The organism is Actinokineospora terrae (assembly GCF_900111175.1).
Taxonomy (GTDB): domain Bacteria; phylum Actinomycetota; class Actinomycetes; order Mycobacteriales; family Pseudonocardiaceae; genus Actinokineospora; species Actinokineospora terrae.
This window is the reverse complement of record NZ_FOGI01000005.1, coordinates 338,362-358,403: the sequence shown is the minus strand read 5'-3', so window position 1 is coordinate 358,403 and position 20,042 is coordinate 338,362. Positions and strand designations below refer to the sequence as shown.

Genomic DNA, 20,042 nt, shown 5'->3' with positions numbered 1-20,042 from the left:
TAATCTCGAGGGGGAGACATGCGGACCTGGTACCGACCCTTAGTGGTCTTCAGCGGCCTGATGGCGGTGACGGCGCTGGTCTCGGCGGTCGGCCTGCTGGTCGACGACCGGGTGCTGCTCGGCGCGCCGATCTGGCTCAAACCGCTGAAGTTCAGCATCTCGTTCGTGGCGTTCGGGCTGTCCTGGGCGTGGCTGCTGTCGCTGCCGCGGCGGCGGCCCCGGTTCCTCGGCGGCACCGCGTGGGTGATCATCGCCGCCTCGGTGCTGGAGATGGTCATCATCATCGGCCAGGTGGTGCGCGGGAAGCAGAGCCACTTCAACACCACCACGGCGTTCGACGCGATGCTGTTCAGCGTGATGGGCGCGACCGTCGCCGTCCTGCTGCTGGCCACGCTCGTGCTCAGCGTCTACATCGCCGCCCGCCGCCTCGCCCCGGCCGCCGAACTGCTGGCGATCCGGTTCGGCATGGCGATCTCCCTGCTCGGCATGGCCGTCGGGATCCTGATGACCACCGCGAGCAGCGGCGTCGAGGGCATAACCGGCGCGCACAGCGTCGGCGTGGTCGACGGCGGTCCGGGCCTACCGCTGACCGGTTGGAGTACCACCGGCGGCGACCTGCGCGCGCCGCACTTCATCGGCATGCACGCGCTGCAACTGTTGCCGCTGCTCGCGCTGGCCATCCGCCGCCGCGGTGAGCGTGCCTCGATCAGGATCGTGTGGGCGACCAGCTTGGGCTACCTGGGCCTGGTAGTGCTGACGACCTGGCAGGCACTGCGCGGGCAGCCGCTGTTCGAGCCGGACTGGGTCACCGGGACCGCGTTCGGCGTACTCGCGTTCGGCGTCGCGCTCGGCGTGCTGTCGGCGCGCAACCAGCCCGAGGTCAGCGCACAGCCCGCCGAGGCCGAGAGGATCCCCTCATGAGCACCTTGTTCACCTTCGCCTTCTACGCGGTCGTGCCGTTCTGGGCGCTGATGGTCGTGGTCCCGACCTGGTCGTGGACCCACCGGATCGCCGCGTCACCGTGGATCGTGCTGCCCGGGCTGGTCGTGTGGGCCATCGCCGCCGTCCCGGTGTTCGGCGACCTCGTCACCGGGGTCACCCAGCCGACGCTGGAGTTCTGGCTGGGCTTCCTGCGCGAGGACGGTGCCGTGGTGGCCGTCTGGGCGCAGGTCCTCGCGTGGGACCTGTTCATCGGCCGCTGGATGTACCTCGACAGCCGCGAGCGGGGCGTCAACCCGCTGCTCATGGCGCCGATCATGGTGCTGACCATCCTGCTGTCCCCGATCGGGCTGCCGCTGTACCTGCTGGTGCGCCTGGGATTCCCAGCACGCGCCGGGCGGGTCCGCGTAGGCTCCGGTGGGTGACCGCTCTCGACGTTGACACCGATCCCCGCCGCGCCGCCGACGAGGCAGCGAAGGCGCTCGCCGACCGCACCGGGGCCGACAGCCACGACATCGCCCTGGTGCTCGGCTCCGGCTGGCGCCCCGCCGTCGACCAGCTCGGCACGCCTGCGGCCGAGGTGCCGATGGCCGACCTGCCCGGGTTCCTGGCCCCCACGGTCCAGGGGCACGGCGGCACGGCGCGGTCCATCGTGGTCGGTGACAAGCGGGTGCTGGTCCTGCTCGGCCGCACCCACCTGTACGAGGGCCACGGGGTCGCGCGGGCCGTGCACGGTGTGCGGACCGCGGCGGCGGCGGGCGTCAAGGCGGTCGTGCTGACCAACGCGGCCGGCTGCCTGATGGAGGGCGTCCAGGTGGGGCAGCCGGTGGTGATCAGCGACCACCTCAACCTGACCGCGCGCTCGCCCCTGGTCGGCGCCGAGTTCGTCGACCTGACCGACCTGTACTCCCCCAGGCTGCGCGCGGTGGCCAAGGAGATCGACCCGACGCTGCGCGAGGCCGTCTACGCCGGACTGCCCGGCCCGCACTTCGAGACGCCAGCCGAGATCCACATGCTGCGGGTGCTCGGCGCGGGCCTGGTCGGGATGTCGACGGTGCTGGAGGCGATCGCGCTGCGCGCCGCCGGGGTCGAGGTGTTCGGGCTGTCGCTGGTGACGAACCTGGCGGCGGGCATCACCGGGGAGCCGCTGGACCACATCGAGGTGCTGGAGGCCGGGCGCAAGGCCGCGGAGGGGATGGGCGGGCTGCTGCGCGAGCTGGTCGTGCGCTCGTGAGCAGGCTGACCCCGGACCTGCGCGACCGGGCGTTGCGCTGGATCGCCGACGACCCGGACCCGGCCGCCCGCGCCGAGCTGCAGCAGATCGCGGCCAGGGCCATGGGTGGCGACGAGTCCGCTGTGGACGAACTGGCGGACCGGATGTCGGGGCCGTTGACGTTCGGCACGGCGGGTTTGCGCGGACCGGTGCGGGCGGGTCCTCACGGGATGAACCGCGCGGTGGTCGTGCGGACGACGGCCGGTCTGGCGTCGTGGCTGGCGGGCCAGGGGCACGCGGGCGGGGTCGTGGTGGTCGGGCGGGACGCCCGGCACGGGTCCGAGGAGTTCGCCGCCGACGCCGCCGGGGTGCTGGCCGCCGCCGGGTTCGACGTGCGGGTGCTGGCGCACCCGTTGCCGACGCCGGTGCTGGCGTTCCTGACGCGGTCGCTGAGGGCGGTCGCCGGGGTGCAGATCACGGCGTCGCACAACCCGCCCGCGGACAACGGGTACAAGCTGTACGTGGACGGCGGGGCGCAGATCATCCCGCCTGCCGACCGGGAGATCGAGACCGCGATCGCCGCGGTGGGGCCTGCGGTATCGGTTCCGTTGGCGGGCAACGTTACCACTGTGGACGATGGTGCGCTTCAGTCCTATTTGGATAGCGTGATCGCGCTGCCCCGGGGGACGGCGCGGCAGTTGCAGGTGGCGGCGACGGCGTTGCACGGCGTCGGGGCCGGGCCGTTGGCGTTGGCGCTGCACGGGGCCGGGTTCATCGACGTCGCTCTGGTGGCCGAGCAGTCGCTGCCCGACCCGGACTTCCCGACCGTGGGCTTTCCGAATCCGGAAGAGCCCGGGGCCACCGACTTGCTGCTCGCCCGGGCATCTGAAGTGGACGCTGATATCGCGATCGCACTGGATCCCGACGCGGACCGGTGCGCCCTCGGGGTGCGGGGTCGGGACGGGGTGTGGCGGATGCTCTCGGGGGACGAGACCGGGGCACTGCTCGGCGAGTACGTGCTGTCCACAACGGACGCCCCGGATCCGTTGGTGGCGACCACGATCGTCTCGTCCTCGCTGCTGGGGTCCATCGCGGCCGCGCACGGGGCCCGGCACGTGCTGACCCTCACGGGCTTCAAGTGGCTGATGCGCGCGGGCGAGGGCTTGGTCTACGCGTACGAGGAAGCGTTGGGGCACAGCGTGGATCCGTCACACGTGCGCGACAAGGACGGCATCTCCGCCGCCGTGCTCGCCTGCGACCTCGCGGCCACCCTGCGCGCCCAGGGCCGCACCCTGCTGGACGCCCTGGACGACCTCGCCGTCAAGCACGGCGTGGTCCTGACCAAGCAGATCTCCCTGCGCGTGGCCGACCTCGCCACCATCCCCACCCTGATGTCGCACCTGCGCGCCCACCCCCCACTCGAGTTCGCCGGCATCCCCGTCACCGCCGAGGACCTGCGCCCCGAAGCCGACGTCCTCCGCTACACCGGCCCCGGCATCCGCGTCCTGATCCGCCCCTCCGGCACCGAACCCAAGATCAAGGCCTACCTGGAAACCTCACAACCCCCCGCCCCCCAGGCCGAACTACCCGCGGCCCGCGCGAAGTCCGAACAACTCCTGGCCGCGGCGACCGCCGAGGTCTCCGCCTTGCTCGCCCCATGACAACCCCAACCCCGTCACCAACGGGGTCGCAAGCAGCAACGGGGATCATCCTGGGCACGCCACCCAACATCGGCTGAGGGCCCGGTCACCATAGGAAGAGTCACCCCCCTCACCCACCGCGACGATCCGAAACCTCACCGCTACCACGCTTGAGATTCTCGGCAACCGTCCAGGACCGCATCCGCCGCAACGCCTCAGCGGCAACCTTGAGATCTTTCGCCCCACCACGCTCGTAGACACGGCGCAGAAACCGCAGCTCAACCCACCGCCACACCAACCCACACAGAGCTGGCGCGGCCACACCGACCCACCACACCGACATGGACGACTCCACAACGAGGAAGCCCACCGGTGAGCGAGCGGGTCGTTGCGAGCGCCGTATTCGGTTGTCGAACGCGAAGAGCGGGCTAGATCCGACGTTCGCCCCCGCTCACCCCGGATCCGCTACCCCGAGAGGGCCGCACATCGTCCCTGGCTCCAAGGCCAGCACCCATCGCTTGATCAGGATATCGGGACGCCGTCAGGAATACCCGCTGTTTCACTCATCCCGGCGCTCCGAGTCCCGAGGGATCTCGGGCCGCCCACGTGCGAACCTCTCGCCCACTGTCCAGGGGCGCGTCCGCCGCAACGCCTCGGCGGCAACCTTGAGGTCCTTAGCCCCACCACGCTCGTAGACACGGCGCAGAAACCGCAGCTCAACCCACCGCCACACCAAAGCAGGACGCCGTTCGGGCTGACCCGAGCTGTCGCGGATTCGCGACTCACCTGGATCGCCACCCGACGCAGTCGTCTCGTTGACGGCAGGCGCGCCGTTTGAGGTGGATGAGTATCAGGCGCCGGAGAAAGCCGCGGCGTGACCGGCCTGGAACTCCAGGTGAGTCATGCTGGTGGTTCCTGGCGGGGAAGCGATGTTCCGCCGCAGGAAGCCCGAGAAAGCAGAAAGAACGGGTTCCGCCGCGGTGGGGGCATCACCGCGGCGGAACGCCGTTCGTCTCCGTGGCCGCCGAAAGGAGGGGGACGGCGGCCACGGATGCACTGGGTCAGACGCCGCCCGGGGTGGGGCCGCAGATGGCGAGGATGAAGCCCAGGGTGGTGCAGCTGGCCGGGGCGGCGACGTCGTTGGTCGGGTTGGGGTCGGCCGGGACGCTGGCGGTGCGCTTGGCGGTGACCTTGAAGGTGCCGATGGTGAACAGGGCCAGCGGGGCGGAGAACGTCTTCACCGTGGAGCCGCCGACCGCGAGGGCGCCGACCTCGCAGGTGACCGTGCGGCCGTTGACCGTGCAGCCGGGGCCCGCGACCGGGTTGAGCGGCGACGGGAGCGTGGCGGTGACGGTGCCCGAGGTCAGTGCCTGCGGACCGACGTTCTTCACCGTGATCGCGTACTGCAGCGCGGGCACCAGGACGCCGAAGCGCGGGGACGCCTGCAGCGACACCGCGAGGTCGCTGGTCGGGGGGACCGGCTTGGTGGTGCGGTTGAGCAGCACCGAGATGCCGTCGGCGTAGCGGTTGGTGGTGATCAGGTCCGCGCGGTTGTCGGCGTCGAGGTCAGCGGCGTGCACCTCGGTGGGCGTGGTGCCGGTGCCGAGGCTGGCGGCCTGCTCGAAGGTGCCGTTGCCGTTGTTGAGGACGGTGACGCTGTCCGCACCGGACAGTGAGACGGCCAGGTCGGGGTCGCCGTCGAGGTCGAGGTCGGCCACCGCGACGCCGAACGGGTTCGGGCCGATCGCCTTGGGGGTCGGCAGGCCGAAGGTGCCGTTGCCGTTGCCCAGCAGCACGGACACGGTGCCTGCGCCGTAGTCGGCGGTCGCGAGGTCCAGCTTGCCGTCGCGGTTGAAGTCACCGGCGGCGATGTCGATCGGGTTGACGCTGGCCGGGAACGGCAGCGGGAGACCGAAGGTGCCGTCACCGTTGCCGATGAACACCGTCACGGTGCCGGTGAAGAACCCGCCGATCGCGATGTCGGTCTTGGTGTCGGAGTTGAGGTCGGCGAGCACGACACCGCGCGAGTAGCCACCCGCCAGCAGGTCCGTGCCCGCGCCCAGGGTGCCGTCGCCGTTGCCCAGGAGGACGGTGATGCCCTCGGGACGGCTGATGACGACGTCGGCCTTCTTGTCGCCGTTGAGGTCGCCCGCGGCGATGCCCTCCGCGCCACCGCTGACCGGGAACGCCGCGCGCGGCTTGAACGTGCCGTCACCGTTGCCGAGCAGCAGCGAGACGGAACCCGCGGTGGTGACGGCGACGTCTGCCTTGCCGTCGCCGTTGAAGTCGGCGCTGGCCAGGGCGGTCGGCTCGTCGCCGGGGTAGACGGTGGTGCGCGGACCCAGCGCGCCCGCGCCGGTGCCGAGCAGCACGGTGAGCTGCCACTCGTAGCGGTCGGCGGTGATCACGTCGGCCTTGCCGTCACCGTTGAGGTCGGCGTCGATGACCGCCTCGGGGTGGTTGCCGGTCGAGTAGTCGACCCGCGGCGCGAACGTGATCGGGTTCGCCGCGGCGGCGGGCACCGCGGCGAGGGTCATGGTGGTCGCGGCGACGGCCACGACGGCGAGCGCCCGGGTACGAGCGGTCATGGGTGGGAACCTCCTCAACTGGCGGCTCCTACACGAGCGCCGTATGACCGCGGCATCGCTGCTGGTCGAGCGCGCGTTTCGCGTTTTCCCACTTACCTCGCTGCGTGTCCCGTCCGATTCGGACAGTGACCGGTCTGGACCGCCCTACCCCAGCGCCACCGCCGCGACGGTGGCGCCCAGCTCCCGACAGGACTCGATCTCCTTCTTGACCGGTTCACCTTGAACGACAACGGCAGCCGCGACCCGCCGCCACCGCATCGCGCCGGTGATGGACTCCACAGCCCGCACCGCGCCCTCGGTCCCCTGGTTGCCGTGCACGTAGTAACCGAACGGAAGCGCAGCGGTGGCGTCCAGGCAGGGGTAGTAGACGGTGTCGAAGAAGTGCTTGAGCGCACCGGACATGTACCCGATGTTCGCCGGAGTCCCGAGGACGATCCCATCAGCCCCCAACACATCCGCCGCCGTCGCCGACAACGCGGCCCTGCGGATGACTGTGACGCCAGCAAGTTCCGGATCACCGGCCCCCGCCACCACCGCCTCGAACATGACCTGCATCGAGGGCGAGGGGGTGTGGTGGACGATCAACAGTGTCGGCACAAACACGAGCCTGCCGAGGACCGGCGAGATGGGCAACCTCGGCGTCCCGGCCGGGCGATGAGCTCGTCGCGACTGAACCTGCCCTTGCTTCCCGTCTCTTGAACGGGCACCCCGGCGCCACAATCCCGGACAGCACTCCGCCGCGACGGGAAGGGGTCGCGGCGGGGTGGTTAGCGGTTGATGGATTGCATGCCGGATTCGGGGTAGCGGAGGCCTGCTACGGCGTCGGCGGGGACCGCGGATTCGATTCGGGATAGGTCCTCTTCGGACAGTTCGATCTCCGCGGCGGTCAGGTTCTCGCGTAGGTAGGTGCGGCGTTTGGTGCCGGGGATGGGGGCGACATCGGGGCCTTGGTGGTGGACCCAGGCGAGGGCCAGTTGGCCGGGGGTCAGGTCGCGTTCGGTGGCCAGGGCGCGGAGGGCGTCGACGATGGCGAGGTTCTTGCGGAGGTTGTCTTCCTGGAAGCGGGGCTGCAACGCGGTTCGGAAGTCGCCCTCGCCGAAGTCTGATGTCGAGGTGTAGCGGCCGGTGAGGAAGCCGCGGCCCAACGGCGAGTACGGGACGATGCCGATGCCGAGTTCGCGGGCGGTGGGGACGATCTCGGCCTCGATGTCGCGCGACCACAGCGACCACTCGCTCTGCAGCGCCGCGATCGGGTGCACCGCCACCGCCCGGCGCAGTGTTCCGGCGCCCGCCTCGGACAGCCCCAAGTGCCGGACCTTGCCCTCCGCCACCAGTTCCGCCATCGCCCCGACCGTCTCCTCGATGGGCGTGTTCGGGTCGACCCGGTGCTGGTAGTACAGGTCGATGTGGTCCACACCCAGCCTGCGCAGCGAGCCCTCGCAAGCCTGCTTCACGTACGCCGCGTCGCCGCGGATGCCGCGTTTGGCGGGGTCGGCCGGGTCGCGGACGATGGCGAACTTGGTGGCCACGACGACTTGGTCGCGGCGGTCGCGGATGGCGCGGCCGAGCAGTTCCTCGTTGGTGTGCGGGCCGTACATGTCCGAGGTGTCGAACAGGGTGACGCCCCGGTCGATGGCCTCGTGGATGGTGGCGAGCGACTCGTCGTCGTCGCGGCCCGCGTAGAACTCGCTCATGCCCATGCAGCCGAGGCCTTGGGCGCCGACGGTGAGGGCGCCGAGATTCCGGGTGTCCACAGTGGTCCTCCTATCGGCCGACGGCGCGCAGCATCGCGGGCGCGTAGCGCTCACCGGCGAAGGCGCCCGCGGGGGCGATCGCCTCGATGGTCGCGAGGTCGGCTTCGGACAGTTCGATGGTGGCAGCGGCCGCGTTCTCCTCCAGGTACGCGCGCCGCTTGGTGCCGGGGATGGGGACGACGTCCGCCCCCCGGGCCTGCACCCACGCCAGCGCCAGCTGACCGGGTGTCACCCCGCGCTCGGCCGCGACCGCCGCCACCGCGGCGACGACCGCGCGGTTGCGGTCGAAGTTGTCGGCGGCGAAGCGGGGCAGACCGGCGCGCATGTCGCCGGGCCCGATCTGGTCGGCGGAGAGCTTGCCGGTGAGCATGCCGCGCCCGAGCGGCGAGAACGGGACCACGCCGATGCCCAGCTCGCGGCAGGTCGGCAGGACCTCGGCCTCGATGTCGCGGGTCCACAGTGACCACTCGCTCTGCAGCGCCGCGATCGGGTGCACGGCGTGCGCGCGCCGGATGGTCTCCGCGCCCGCCTCGGACAGCCCGAGGTGCCGGACCTTGCCGGCGGCGACCAGCTCGGCCATCGCCCCGACCGTCTCCTCGATGGGCGTGTTCGGGTCGACCCGGTGCTGGTAGTACAGGTCGATGTGGTCCACACCCAGCCTGCGCAGCGACAGCTCGACCTGCTCGCGCACGTACGCGGCGTCCCCGCGCACAGCGGGTCCATCGGCGCCGCGGCCCGCGATGCCGAACTTGGTGGCGAGCACGACCTGGTCGCGCCGGTCCCGGATCGCGCGGCCGACCAGCTCCTCGTTGACGCCGTCGCCGTAGACGTTCGCGGTGTCGAGGAAGGTCACGCCGAGCTCGACGGCCCGGTGGATGGTCGCGATCGACTCGGTGTCGTCACCCGCCCCGTAGCCCTGGCTCATGCCCATGCAGCCCAGGCCCTGCGCGCTGACGGTGAGCGCGCCGAGCGCGCGGGTCGGGACGGTCATGCCGAGGCCTCCTGGATGTGGTCACTGCCGATGACCCGCTCGTAGTTGTCGATCTTGTAGTCCAGCGCGCCGAGGCAGGAGCGGAGTTCCTCGATGCGCGCGCGGACGTCCTCGCGGTGCCGCTCGAGGATGCGCTTGCGCTGACCTGCCGAGGCGATGCCCTGGTGCCGGAGCCTGGCGTACTCCCGCATCAGCTTGATGGGCATGCCGGTGGTGCGCAGCCTGGTGAGGAAGCCCAGCCAGGCCAGGTCCTCGTCGGAGTAGGCACGCCTGCCGCCGGAGTCCCGCGCGGGCGGGTCGACGAGCTCGATGCGCTCGTAGTAGCGGAGGGTGTCGATCGAGAGCCCAGTGCGGTGGGCCGCCTCGGCGATCGCGTACGTCACGGGACGACCGTAGGAGCTGGAGTGCACTCCAGGTCAAGCCGGTTCGGGTGGGTTTCGCGTGCTCAGGACTTCGGCAGCGCCCAGGCTTCGAGGTGGGCGGCCATTTTCGGCACCTCGACGGCGCCGCGGCCGACCTCGCGGACCAGTTCCAGCGCCTCGTCGGTGTCGGCGTCGATCCACCAGCCGTTGAGGTCGCACATGGTGACCGCCGCGACCCAGCCCAGCCGCCAGTTGCCCTCGGCGAGCGGGCGGGTGCGCACGATCGAGTCCAGCAGCGCGGCCGCCTTGGTCCACAGCGTCTCGTAGGCCTCGACCCCGAGCACGGTGGCGCGCGGCCGGTGCGCGGCGGAGTCGAGCAGCCCGAGGTCGCGCACCACCAGGTCACCCCCGGTCACGGCGGCGGCGAGCACCAACAGGTCACTGGCGTCCAGGTAGGCGGTCACCCGAAGATGATCACACGGGGCCGAGTTCGTCGAGCAGGCCCCGGTACCTGGGCAGCACCCGGCCGAGCACCTCGTCGAGCTGCTCCTGCTTGTGCAGCCTGGCCCACCGGTCGACCAGCGCGAGCCGGAGCACCTCCTGCTTGGAGCGCCCCTCGGCGGTCGCCAGCTCGTCGAGCCTGGCGTTGTCTTCCTCGGTCAGCCGCAAGGTCATCGCCATGCGCCCGATGGTACCACCGTGATACCAGCCGTGACGCTGTTATGAAACCGCTAGGATCTCCCGGTGCCCAGACCGAGGACGCACGACGAGGCGCTGCGCGGGCGGCTGCTCGACCGGGCGGGCGAGCTGCTGTCGCAGGAGGGCGCTGGTGCGCTGAGCCTGCGCAGGCTGGCCACCGACGCCGCCACCTCCACCACCGCCGTCTACTCGCTCTTCGGCGGCAAGCCGGGCCTGGTCCGCGAGCTCTACGTCGAGGCGTTCCACCGCCTCGGCACCCGCCTGCGCGCCGTCGCCGCCACCGGCGACCCGGCGGAGGACCTGGTCCGCCTCGGCGTCGCCTACCGGGCCAGCGCCCTCGCCGACCCGCACCTCTACGCCGTGATGTTCGGCGGCGCCATCCCCGGCTTCGACCCCGACGACGCGGCCGTCGAGCACTCCCGCGCGGCCCTGGCGCCGTTGCTGGGGGTCATCGAGACGGGGGTGCGCGAGGGCGTGTTCACCGACACCGACGGGACGATGGCCGTGGGCTGCTGGGGCATCGTGCACGGCCTGGTGTCGCTGGAGCTGCTCGGCAACCTGCCCCCGGGGCTCGACGTGGCCGCGGCGTACGAACGCGCCCTGCGCGCCAACACGGCGGGTTGGACGCGCCCGACTGGTACCTAGGATAGGTTTCGGTATCACTCGAGCGTCCGACTGAGAGTTGGGTATCCATGCGGTCCAGCGATGTCGCGCCCCCGCAGCGGCAACACCTCACCCGCGTCGAGGGGCGCTACCACGCCTTCGTGCCGCCGCCGCTGCCTCCGGCGCTCGTCCTCGACGACGTGCTGGTGAACCGGCTGTCCGCGGCCGACCGCGCGGTGGGCGCGCTGGCGGGGACCGGGCTGGCGCTGCCGGACGCCCACCTGCTGGCCAAGACCATCGGCCGCCACGAGGCCGTGCTGTCGAGCAGGCTCGACGGCACCCGGACGACGGTGTCGGAGTTGGCCTTCTTCGAGGTCGACGCGGTGAACCAGCCGAACAGGGCCGACGCGCAAGAGGTCTTCAACCACGTCACCGCCGCCGAGCACGTCCTCTCGACGGACCAACCGCTCGGCCTGGAGCCGTTGCGCGAGGCGCACCGGCTCCTGCTGGCGGGCGTGCGCGGCGACAGCGCGACCCCCGGCGACTACCGCGGCACGCAGAACTGGATCGGCGCCCCGGGGTGCGCGCTCGACACCGCCACCTACGTCCCCCCGCCGCCGGAGCAGCTCCCGGAGTCCCTGGCCGCGTTCGAGCAGCACCTGCTGGCCGAACCCGAGCTGCCGCCGCTGGTCAAGATCGCCCTGCTGCACTACCAGTTCGAGGCGATCCACCCGTTCCTCGACGGCAACGGCCGGGTCGGGCGGCTGCTGATCTCCCGACTGCTGGTCGAGTGGGGCCTGCTGCCCGCGCCGCTGCTGGACATGTCGGCCTACCTGGAGCCCCGGCGCGACGAGTACTACGCCCGGCTGCTGGCCGTGAGCACGCAGGGCGACTGGCACGGGTGGCTCTCGTTCTTCCTGGCGGCCATCACCGAGCAGGCGACCGACGCGGGCCGCCGGGTCCGGGCGCTGCACGTGCTGCGCGACGACCTGCGCGCGCAGGTGACCGAGCCGCGCCGGGCCTCCACGCACATCCTGAGCGTGGTGGACGCGCTGTTCGAGACGCCCGCGATCACCATCGGCCGCACGCGGGCGATCCTGGGGGTCACGCACAAGGCCGCGCGGGAGAACCTGGTGAAGCTGGTCGCGGCCGGGACGCTCGTCGAGGTCGAGCGGGAGGGTCGGGCGCGGGTGTTCCTCGCCCCGCCCATCGTCGACACGGTCCAGGGCACCGCGTAAGCACGACGGCGCGGTCTGGGCGCAGAGGTCCAGACCGGGTGGTTCAGACCGCGCCGTACTGGCGGTCGCCCGCGTCGCCGAGGCCCGGGACGATGAAGCCGGAGTCGTTGAGGCGCTCGTCGATGCTGGCCGTGACCAGCCGGACGGGCAGCCCCGCGGCGGCGAGGTGATCGATGCCCTCCGGCGCGGCCAGGGCGCAGATCGCGGTGACGTCGGTGGCGCCCCGGTCGACCAGCAGCCGAATGGTGTGGACCATCGAACCGCCGGTGGCGAGCATCGGGTCGAGCACGAAGACCGGGCGGCCCGCCAGGGAGTCCGGAAGGGACTCCATGTAGGGCACCGGCAGCAGGGTGTGCTCGTCGCGGGCCAGGCCGACGAAGCCCATCTGGGCGTCGGGGATGAGCTTGTGCGCCTGGTCGGCCATGCCCAGGCCCGCCCGCAGCACCGGGACCAGCAGCGGCGGGGTGGCCAGCCAGTGGCCGTCGGTGCGGGCGACCGGGGTGTGGATGCGCTCGGTGCGCAGCGGCGCGTTCCTGGTGGCCTCGTAGGTGAGCATCACGGTGAGCTCGTGCAGCGCGGCCCGGAAGGTGGCGCTGTCGGTCCGCGCGTCGCGCATGACGGTGAGCCTGGCCTTGGCCAGCGGGTGGTCCACGGTGAGCACGTCCATGGCCGGACACGGTAGACGGGTCCGCTTATTCGGCGGTGTCGACGTGCCCTATCGGGTGGTGGGGAGCGCTACCCTCGTTCCCGTGAGTGAGCAGCCCAGCCTCCCCGGTCCACACGACATGCGCGCGTCGAACGGCGACCGGGAGAAGTTCGCGAAGGTCCTGCACGACGCCATGGCCGAGGGCAGGCTCACCGTCACCGAGCTCGAGGAGCGGCTGGACCAGGTCTACGCGGCGCGCACGTTCGGCGAGCTGGAGCCGCTGGTGCGCGACCTGCCCAACCAGCAACTGGTCGCCTACCAGGCTTCCCTGCCGCAACCGGCCGCGGCGACCACCCCGGCCAGGGTCGGCGGGCGGGGCACCTCGTCGAGCGCCGTCGCGGTCATGTCCGGGTCCGAGCGCAAGGGGCACTGGACGATCCCGCCGACCTTCAACGCCTTCGCGATGATGGGCGGCGTCGAGATCGACCTGACGCAGGCCACCTTCGAGGCGAACGAGACGGTCATCCACGCCTTCACCATCATGGGCGGCATCGAGATCACCGTCCCGCCGGACGTCACGGTGTACGTCACCGGTTCCGGGTTCATGGGCGGCTTCAGCAACACGGTGCGCACCCAGGCCCCGCCCGGGAGCCCGGTCGTGCGGATCACCGGGATGGCCATCATGGGCGGCGTCGAGGTCAAGCCCCCGAAGAAGCCCAAGAAGAACAAGGAGATCCAGGAAGGCTAAGCGCCGCCCACACACCCGTTGAGCAGGGTCCGCAGTGACCAGCGGAACTGCTCCTCGGTGTTCCAGGTGGCGACCACCGGCCACGCCGCCGCCGTGAGCGGGAGGAAGCCGGGGTCGATCGCCACCTCCAGCCGCGCCGCGACGATGTCGGCCTCCGTGCCGCCGCGCAGGTCCGCCGCGGTGAGCGTGGCCGAGCCCAGCACGTGGACGATCACCGCGTAGGTCGACCTGGCCGCGTCGGCCGTGCTCAGGCCCGCCGAGGTGAACACGGCCAGCAGCCGTTCGCCCACCAGCGCCGCCGTCTGCCCGTCGATCGGGGCGGTGTGCAGCAGCGCGGCCGCGCCCCGGTGCCGCAGCAGCACCGACCGCAGCGCGCACGCGTAGTCCTCGACCCTGCGGCGCCAGACCCGCCTGCCGATCAGCAGGTCCGGGTCGGCCATGGCCAGGAACCGGTCGACGAGCGCGCGTTCCATCGCGGCCCGGTCGGGCAGGTACGTGTACAGCGTGTTCGGCCGCACGCCCAGCTTCGCGGCGACACCGCGGATCGACGGCGCCTCCCCGTCGAACAGTTCCAGCGCCACGTCGACGATCTGCTCGGCGGTGAGGCTGCGCTTGGGTCCCGGCCGGGTCTTCTCTTCCACGGCGCATCACTGTACAGTGCATAACATTGCACACCGTACAGAGATAGGACGACCCCATGCTCTCCCTGTTGCTCGTCGCAGGCGCGCTCGGCGCGAACCTGGCCTTCGTCGGCCTCGGCGTGGTCTTCAACTACCCGGACGTGCTCGCCAAGCCCGCGCCGGAGGTGCTGATCGCGTTCAACGACAACCAACTCGCCGTCTCCGCGCTCTTCGTGCTGCTGGCCGCGAGCGCCGCCCTGCTGATCCCCATCTCGAAGCGGCTCGACCGACCGGGCCTGACCGCGCTGGGCACCGCCGCCGCGCTGGTGCAGGTGATCGGGTTGATGCGCTGGCCGCTGATCGTCCCGTTCATCGACGACCCGGACACGTTCACGGCAGTGTCCACTGTGCTCGGTACCGTCATCGGCGAGACGCTGGGCTACGCGCTGACCGCGATCTGGACGGTGCGCGTCGCCCACTACTACGGCCTCAAGTTCCTCGCCTACCCCGCCGCGGGTCTTGTCGCGCTCGGCGTCCTGATCCCGCTAGGGGTACCCGGCACTGACATGGCGAACTTCATCGGTTACATCCTCTACACCGTCTGGCTCGTCGTGCTCGCCGTCCGCGTGCGCCCTAGCGCCGCCAAGAACCCCCTAGACTCGGGCGCATGGGCGGCACGACAGAGTTGACCGACGTCACCCGGGACGAGGCGTCGCTGCGGCGGTTCCTGCACGGCTTGCCCGGTGTCGACGCGGTGGGGATCGAGCAGCGCAGCGCCGGTCTCGCGACGCGCAGCATCAAGAAGGCCAGCAAGCTGTGGGCCATCGACACCGCGATCTCCATGGTCGACCTGACCACACTGGAGGGCGCGGACACCCCGGGCAAGGTGCGCACGCTGTGCGCCAAAGCGCGACAACCGGAGCCGGGCATCCCCCCGGTCGCCGCGGTCTGCGTCTACCCGGACATGGTCGCCACCGCGAAGGACGCGCTGGGCGGCGCCGCGGTGAACATCGCCAGCGTCGCCACCGCGTTCCCGTCCGGCCGGTCCAGCCTCAAGGTCAAGATCACCGACACCGAGTACGCCATCGCCGCGGGCGCGACCGAGGTGGACATGGTGATCGACCGGGGCGCGTTCCTCTCCGGCCGGTACGGGCAGGTGTTCGACGAGATCCGCACCATCAAGGCGGTCTGCGGGGACGTGCACCTCAAGGTGATCCTGGAGACCGGCGAGCTGGCGACCTACGACAACGTGCGCCGGGCGTCCTGGCTGGGGCTGCTGGCAGGCGGCGACTTCATCAAGACCTCGACCGGCAAGGTCTCCCCCGCCGCGACGCTGCCGGTCACGAACCTGATGCTGCAAGCCGTGCGCGACTGGCACGAGGTCACCGGCCAGCACCGCGGCGTCAAACCGGCGGGCGGGATCCGCACCACCAAGGACGCCATCCGGCACCTGGTGGCCGTGCGCGAGGTGGCAGGCGAGGCCTGGCTGACCCCGGACCTGTTCCGCTTCGGCGCCTCCAGCCTGCTCAACGACCTGCTCATGCAGCGCCGCACCCAGCTCGACGGCCACTACAGCGGCCCCGACTACGTATCGGTGGACTAGATGACCTGGGAATACGCACCCGCTCCCGAGTCGGCGGCGATCGCCAACCTCAAGCCGAGCTACCGGATGTTCGTCGACGGCGAGTTCGTCGAGGGGGCCGGTGAGCCGCTCAAGTCGGTCAACCCGGCCACCGAGGAGGTGCTGGCCGAGGTCAGCACCGCGAGCGCGGCGGACGTCGACCGGGCGGTGAAGGCCGCGCGCCGGGCGCACGACAAGACCTGGGGCCGGATGCCCGGCGCCGAGCGCGCGAAGTACATCTACCGGATCGCCAGGATGGTCGCCGAGCGCGCCCGCGAGCTGGCGGTGCTGGAGTCGCTGGACAACGGCAAGCCGATCAAGGAGGCGCGCGACACCGACGTCCCCACCGCGGCGGCGCACTTCTTCTACCACGCGGGCTGGGCCGACAAGCTCGACTACGCGGGCCTGGGCCCCGACCCGCGGCCGCTGGGCGTGGCCGGTCAGGTGATCCCGTGGAACTTCCCGCTGCTGATGGCGTCGTGGAAGATCGCCCCGGCGCTGGCCTGCGGGAACACCGTGGTGCTCAAGCCCGCCGAGACGACCCCGCTGACCGCGCTGGTGCTCGCCGAGATCATCCAGCAGGCCGAGCTGCCGCCCGGGGTGGTCAACATCATCCCGGGCGCCGGGGACGTCGGCGCGGAACTGGTGAACCACCCGGGGGTGAACAAGGTCGCGTTCACCGGGTCGACCGAGGTCGGCAAGGTCATCCAGTCCGCGCTGGCGGGCACCGGCAAGAAGCTGACCCTGGAGCTGGGCGGCAAGGCGGCCAACATCGTCTTCGACGACGCGCCGCTGGACCAGGCCGTCGAGGGGATCGTCAACGGCATCTTCTTCAACCAGGGCCACGTCTGCTGCGCCGGGTCGCGGCTGCTGCTGCAGGAGTCGATCGCCGAGGAGTTCCTGGCCAAGCTGCACGCCAGGGTCAGCACCCTGCGCGTCGGCGACCCGCTGGACAAGAACACCGACGTCGGCGCGATCAACTCCCGCGACCAGCTCACCAAGATCCAGGACCTGGTGGCCTCGGGTGAGCAGGAGGGCGCCGAGCGCTGGTCGAGCCCGTGCCCGCTGCCGGACAAGGGCTTCTACTTCGCGCCGACGGTGTTCGCCAACGTCACCCAGTCCATGCGCATCGCCCGCGAGGAGATCTTCGGCCCGGTGCTGTCCGTGCTGACCTTCCGCACCCCCGCCGAGGCGCTGGCCAAGGCGAACAACACCCCCTACGGCCTCTCCGCAGGCGTGTGGACCGAGAAGGGCTCGCGCATCCTGTGGATGGCCGACCGGCTGCGCGCGGGCGTGGTGTGGGCCAACACGTTCAACCGCTTCGACCCGACCGCCCCGTTCGGCGGCTACCAGGAGTCGGGCTTCGGTCGCGAGGGCGGCCGGGCCGGGCTGGAGGCGTACCTCGATGTCTGACCGCGTGACGGTGTCCAAGACCTACAAGCTCTACCTCGGCGGGGCGTTCCCCCGCTCGGAGTCCGGCCGGACCTACCCGGTCACCGACGGCAAGGGCCGGTTCCTGGCCAACGCCGCGCAGGCCTCCCGCAAGGACCTGCGCGAGGCGGTGGTGGCCGCGCGCGGCGCGTTCGGCAAGTGGTCCGGCGCGACCGCGTACAACCGCGGCCAGGTGCTGTACCGGGTCGCGGAGCTGCTGGAGGGCAGGCGCGAGCAGTTCGCCGACGAGGTCGCCGCTGGTGAGGGCGTGCCTGCCAAGCGCGCGCAGGCGCTGGTGGACGCCGCGGTGGACCGCTGGGTCTGGTACGCGGGCTGGACCGACAAGATCGCCACCGTGCTGGGCGCGGCGAACCCGGTCGCCGGGCCGTACTTCTCGTTCTCGGTGCCGGAGCCGACCGGGGTGGTCGGGGTGCTGGCGCCGCAGCGCTCGTCGCTGCTGGGCCTGGTCAGCGTGCTCGCCCCGGTGCTGGCCGTCGGCGCGACCGCGGTCGTGGTGACCAGCCAGGACCGGCCGCTGCCCGCGATCACGCTCTCGGAGGTGCTGGCGACCTCCGACGTGCCGGGCGGGGTGGTCAACCTGCTGACCGGGCACACCGCCGAACTGGCGCCGTGGCTGGCCTCGCACGCCGACGTCAACGCCCTCGACCTGACCGGGGCACCGCCTGAGCTGCGCGTCGACCTGGAGAAGTCCGCGGCGGGCACGGTGAAGCGGGTGCTGCGGGTGCCGACCACCGAGCCCGACTGGACCGACCGGCCGGACATCGCCCGGCTGCGGGCGCTGGTGGAAACCAAGACCGTGTGGCATCCCATGGGCGTCTAGTACCGGTTGGGATGTCCCCGTCTGTTTCCCACCGGCTCGCCGCGTGCCATCGTGGGACCTCGATTATTGGTCTGGACCTTTGTCCTGCTTGAACGAGGGGATCGGGACATGCGCGGCAGCACGGTCTTACCTGGCACGCCCTGCAGACAGCCCCGCGGCGGGGAACTGCCGATGCACCGGCTCGAGGTGCCCGCGCCGACCGCGCTGCCGTTCGTGGTCGGCACCTTCGAGCAGGTCGGACCGCTGTCGCGGGCGTCGTTCCCGCACCGGCACACCTTCTTCGAGATCGTGCACGTCACCGGCGGCAGCGGCACGCACGTGCTGGACCTGGCCAGGCTGCCGCTGCGGCCGCCGCACCTGTGCGTGATCACCCCAGGTCAGGTGCACCACTGGGAGGACGCGCGGGACCTGCGCGGCTCGGTGGTCCTGTTCACCGACGACTTCCTGCTCGACCACCCGGCCGACCGGGACCGGCTGCGCAGGCTCAGCGAGCGGCCGTGGACCACGCTGAGCCCCGAGGAGGACGACTGCACCGGGCGGCTGATCGAGGAGCTGTCCGAGGAGTACCGCCGCGGCGACGAGGACTGGCACACCGTGCTGCGGGCCCTGCTGCACGTCCTGGTCGTGCGGGCGGGCCGGTTGCCGCAGACCCCGGCCGCGGCACCGGTCGTCCCCGCCCGCGCCGGGTCAGTCGCCGACGAGTTCACCAGGCTGACCAGCCGGGTCGACCTGGACCTGTGGTCGGTGCAGGCCTACGCCGAGCACATCGGCGTCAGCCCCGGCTACCTCACCGAGGCGGTGAAGGCGGCCACCGGCCGCACCCCGTCGGAACTGGTCCGGCAGTCGCGCGCCGCAGAGGCGAAACGGCTCCTGGCGCGCACCGACCTGACCGTGCGCCAGGTCGCCGATCGCGTGGGATTCGCCGACGCCGCGTATTTTTGTCGCTTTTTCCGGCGCGAGGCCGGGGTCAGTCCCGGTGATTTCCGGCGAAGTGGTGAGTCGGTCGAACGGCCGACCTGTGAATGATGAACATGTGAATGTCGGCAACTGTGGCAACAGCCACCCGTGGATTCACCACGTCCGGCCGCCTGAGTCCATCGTCGGCACCGAATCCCGAACGTAGGTTCGTGTTCATTCCCGGCCTCCCCACCCACAAGGAGCTAGGCATGGACGCGCCCCTGCACGGCGAAGGCACGAACGAGCAGCCACCGGCTGACGGCAAGCAGATCAGCCGCAAGGCGGTGCTGCGCGCGGCGCTGGCCGCCGGTGTCGCGGCCCCGATCGCACTGGTCGGCGTTCCGGCGCTGGCCCGCACCAGGGCCGAGGACGCCGCCAACGGCGCCCTCCTGGAACTGACCCCCGACTGCAACGACGGCGACGCGCCGACCATCGAGCAGACCGAGGGCCCGTACTTCAAGCCGGGTTCGCCGCAGCGGACCTCGCTGGTCGAGCCGGGCTACCCGGGCACCGCGCTGACCGTCAGCGGCTACGTGTTCGGCCGCCAGTGCCAGCCGCTGGCCAACGTGCTGCTGGACTTCTGGCAGGCGGACAACGGTGGCAACTACGACAACACCACCTACCGCTTCCGCGGCCACCAGTACACCGACGCCAACGGCCGGTACAGCCTCACCACGATCGTGCCCGGCCTCTACCCGGGCCGCACCCGGCACATCCACATGAAGGTGCAGAACCCCGGCGGCCGGATCCTCACCACGCAGACCTACTTCCCCGGTGAGCCGCGCAACAACACCGACACCATCTACGACCCGCGGCTGCTGATGGCCGTCCGCACGGTGGGCAGCGGCAAGGAGGCGACGTTCGACTTCGTCCTCAACGTCAACGGCGTGCCGCCGACCACCACCACCCGGCCGACCAGCAGCACCACCACGACCCGGCCGACCAACCCGACCACCACCACGACCACCGGTGCCCCCGGCGGCTCGTGGGCGGCGGGCACCAACTACGCGACCGGCGCCAAGGTCACCTACGGCGGCGTCAGCTACACCTGCCTGCAGGGCCACCAGGCCCAGCCGGGCTGGGAGCCGCCGAACGTGCCCGCCCTGTGGCGCGTGGGCTGATCCCGGTCAGCAGCAAGCCACCGCCTCGGT

22 protein-coding genes are annotated in these 20,042 nt (G+C 71.3%); 13 read left to right on the top strand and 9 right to left on the bottom strand.

Going from position 1 to position 20,042, the window contains the following annotated elements; translation table 11 throughout:
• Positions 1–18: 18 nt before the first annotated feature.
• Genes BMY07_RS13190 through BMY07_RS13175 form a run of 4 tightly spaced genes read left to right on the top strand, consistent with a single transcriptional unit; the run spans position 19 to position 3,813 of the window.
• Positions 19–921, top strand: coding sequence for a hypothetical protein (locus BMY07_RS13190; RefSeq protein WP_143073460.1), 903 nt, complete (start codon positions 19–21; stop codon positions 919–921).
• On the top strand, positions 918–1,364 hold the full coding sequence (locus BMY07_RS13185) for an ABA4-like family protein (protein ID WP_092777998.1): 447 nt from the start codon (positions 918–920) through the stop codon (positions 1,362–1,364). The genes BMY07_RS13190 and BMY07_RS13185 overlap by 4 nt, the downstream gene beginning before the upstream one ends.
• Positions 1,361–2,173: a purine-nucleoside phosphorylase gene (locus tag BMY07_RS13180; RefSeq protein WP_092777996.1), complete on the top strand. Its 813-nt coding sequence runs from the start codon at positions 1,361–1,363 to the stop codon at positions 2,171–2,173. Before BMY07_RS13185 ends, BMY07_RS13180 begins: the two co-directional genes overlap by 4 nt.
• Positions 2,170–3,813, top strand: coding sequence for a phospho-sugar mutase (locus tag BMY07_RS13175; protein ID WP_092777994.1), 1,644 nt, complete (start codon positions 2,170–2,172; stop codon positions 3,811–3,813). Before BMY07_RS13180 ends, BMY07_RS13175 begins: the two co-directional genes overlap by 4 nt.
• 1,040 nt (positions 3,814–4,853) lie before the next feature.
• Here the strand turns inward: BMY07_RS13175 and BMY07_RS13170 are convergent.
• The 7 genes from BMY07_RS13170 to BMY07_RS13140 form a co-directional block, all read right to left on the bottom strand.
• The gene (locus BMY07_RS13170) at positions 4,854–6,380 is read right to left on the bottom strand and encodes an FG-GAP-like repeat-containing protein (RefSeq protein ID WP_092777992.1); all 1,527 of its coding nucleotides are present in this window, start codon (positions 6,378–6,380) and stop codon (positions 4,854–4,856) included.
• A 144-nt stretch (positions 6,381–6,524) separates the two neighbouring features.
• Entirely contained in the window at positions 6,525–6,977 is a 453-nt protein-coding gene (locus BMY07_RS13165; RefSeq protein WP_092777990.1) for a flavodoxin family protein, read from the bottom strand.
• Positions 6,978–7,147: 170 nt separating this feature from the next.
• Positions 7,148–8,080, bottom strand: coding sequence for an aldo/keto reductase (locus BMY07_RS13160; protein ID WP_092778355.1), 933 nt, complete (start codon positions 8,078–8,080; stop codon positions 7,148–7,150).
• Between the two features lie 64 nt (positions 8,081–8,144).
• Positions 8,145–9,125, bottom strand: coding sequence for an aldo/keto reductase (locus BMY07_RS13155; RefSeq protein WP_092777988.1), 981 nt, complete (start codon positions 9,123–9,125; stop codon positions 8,145–8,147).
• Positions 9,122–9,508 carry a MerR family transcriptional regulator gene (locus BMY07_RS13150; RefSeq protein WP_092777986.1) on the bottom strand — a complete coding sequence of 129 codons (387 nt, stop codon included), beginning with the start codon at positions 9,506–9,508 and terminating at the stop codon, positions 9,122–9,124. Before BMY07_RS13150 ends, BMY07_RS13155 begins: the two co-directional genes overlap by 4 nt.
• Positions 9,509–9,570: 62 nt before the next feature.
• Entirely contained in the window at positions 9,571–9,951 is a 381-nt protein-coding gene (locus tag BMY07_RS13145) for a type II toxin-antitoxin system death-on-curing family toxin (RefSeq protein WP_092777984.1), read from the bottom strand.
• A gap of 10 nt (positions 9,952–9,961) precedes the next feature.
• Positions 9,962–10,168, bottom strand: a complete 207-nt coding sequence (locus BMY07_RS13140) for a ribbon-helix-helix protein, CopG family (RefSeq protein ID WP_092777982.1) — start codon at positions 10,166–10,168, stop codon at positions 9,962–9,964.
• Between the two features lie 63 nt (positions 10,169–10,231).
• Between BMY07_RS13140 and BMY07_RS13135 the strand changes: the two genes are divergently transcribed.
• Together BMY07_RS13135 and BMY07_RS13130 are read left to right on the top strand one after the other, a co-directional pair.
• Positions 10,232–10,831: a TetR/AcrR family transcriptional regulator gene (locus BMY07_RS13135; RefSeq protein ID WP_092777980.1), complete on the top strand. Its 600-nt coding sequence runs from the start codon at positions 10,232–10,234 to the stop codon at positions 10,829–10,831.
• A gap of 47 nt (positions 10,832–10,878) precedes the next feature.
• Positions 10,879–12,027, top strand: a complete 1,149-nt coding sequence (locus BMY07_RS13130) for a Fic family protein (protein ID WP_092777978.1) — start codon at positions 10,879–10,881, stop codon at positions 12,025–12,027.
• A 43-nt stretch (positions 12,028–12,070) separates the two neighbouring features.
• On the opposite strand, the gene upp is transcribed toward BMY07_RS13130, so the two are convergent.
• Positions 12,071–12,694 carry a uracil phosphoribosyltransferase gene (upp, locus tag BMY07_RS13125; RefSeq protein ID WP_092777976.1) on the bottom strand — a complete coding sequence of 208 codons (624 nt, stop codon included), beginning with the start codon at positions 12,692–12,694 and terminating at the stop codon, positions 12,071–12,073.
• Between the two features lie 82 nt (positions 12,695–12,776).
• Between upp and BMY07_RS13120 the strand changes: the two genes are divergently transcribed.
• A complete protein-coding gene (locus BMY07_RS13120) occupies positions 12,777–13,421 on the top strand; it encodes a DUF1707 SHOCT-like domain-containing protein (RefSeq protein ID WP_092777974.1) in 645 nt (214 codons plus the stop codon).
• Here BMY07_RS13120 and BMY07_RS13115 read toward each other — a convergent pair.
• Positions 13,418–14,062: a TetR/AcrR family transcriptional regulator gene (locus BMY07_RS13115; protein WP_092777972.1), complete on the bottom strand. Its 645-nt coding sequence runs from the start codon at positions 14,060–14,062 to the stop codon at positions 13,418–13,420. The two genes, BMY07_RS13120 and BMY07_RS13115, sit on opposite strands and share 4 nt — an antisense overlap.
• Before the next feature lie 56 nt (positions 14,063–14,118).
• On the opposite strand from BMY07_RS13115, the gene BMY07_RS13110 reads away from it, so the two are divergent.
• From BMY07_RS13110 to BMY07_RS13085, 6 genes are all read left to right on the top strand, one after another.
• On the top strand, positions 14,119–14,730 hold the full coding sequence (locus BMY07_RS13110; RefSeq protein ID WP_092777970.1) for a hypothetical protein: 612 nt from the start codon (positions 14,119–14,121) through the stop codon (positions 14,728–14,730).
• Positions 14,709–15,644, top strand: a complete 936-nt coding sequence (gene deoC, locus BMY07_RS13105; RefSeq protein ID WP_092777968.1) for a deoxyribose-phosphate aldolase — start codon at positions 14,709–14,711, stop codon at positions 15,642–15,644. Before BMY07_RS13110 ends, deoC begins: the two co-directional genes overlap by 22 nt.
• Positions 15,645–17,075: an aldehyde dehydrogenase family protein gene (locus BMY07_RS13100; RefSeq protein ID WP_092777966.1), complete on the top strand. Its 1,431-nt coding sequence runs from the start codon at positions 15,645–15,647 to the stop codon at positions 17,073–17,075.
• A complete protein-coding gene (locus BMY07_RS13095; RefSeq protein WP_092777964.1) occupies positions 17,068–17,934 on the top strand; it encodes an aldehyde dehydrogenase family protein in 867 nt (288 codons plus the stop codon). Before BMY07_RS13100 ends, BMY07_RS13095 begins: the two co-directional genes overlap by 8 nt.
• A gap of 171 nt (positions 17,935–18,105) precedes the next feature.
• On the top strand, positions 18,106–18,960 hold the full coding sequence (locus tag BMY07_RS13090) for a helix-turn-helix transcriptional regulator (protein WP_092777962.1): 855 nt from the start codon (positions 18,106–18,108) through the stop codon (positions 18,958–18,960).
• A 140-nt stretch (positions 18,961–19,100) separates the two neighbouring features.
• Positions 19,101–20,012, top strand: coding sequence for a dioxygenase family protein (locus BMY07_RS13085; RefSeq protein ID WP_092777960.1), 912 nt, complete (start codon positions 19,101–19,103; stop codon positions 20,010–20,012).
• Positions 20,013–20,042 lie beyond the last annotated feature (30 nt).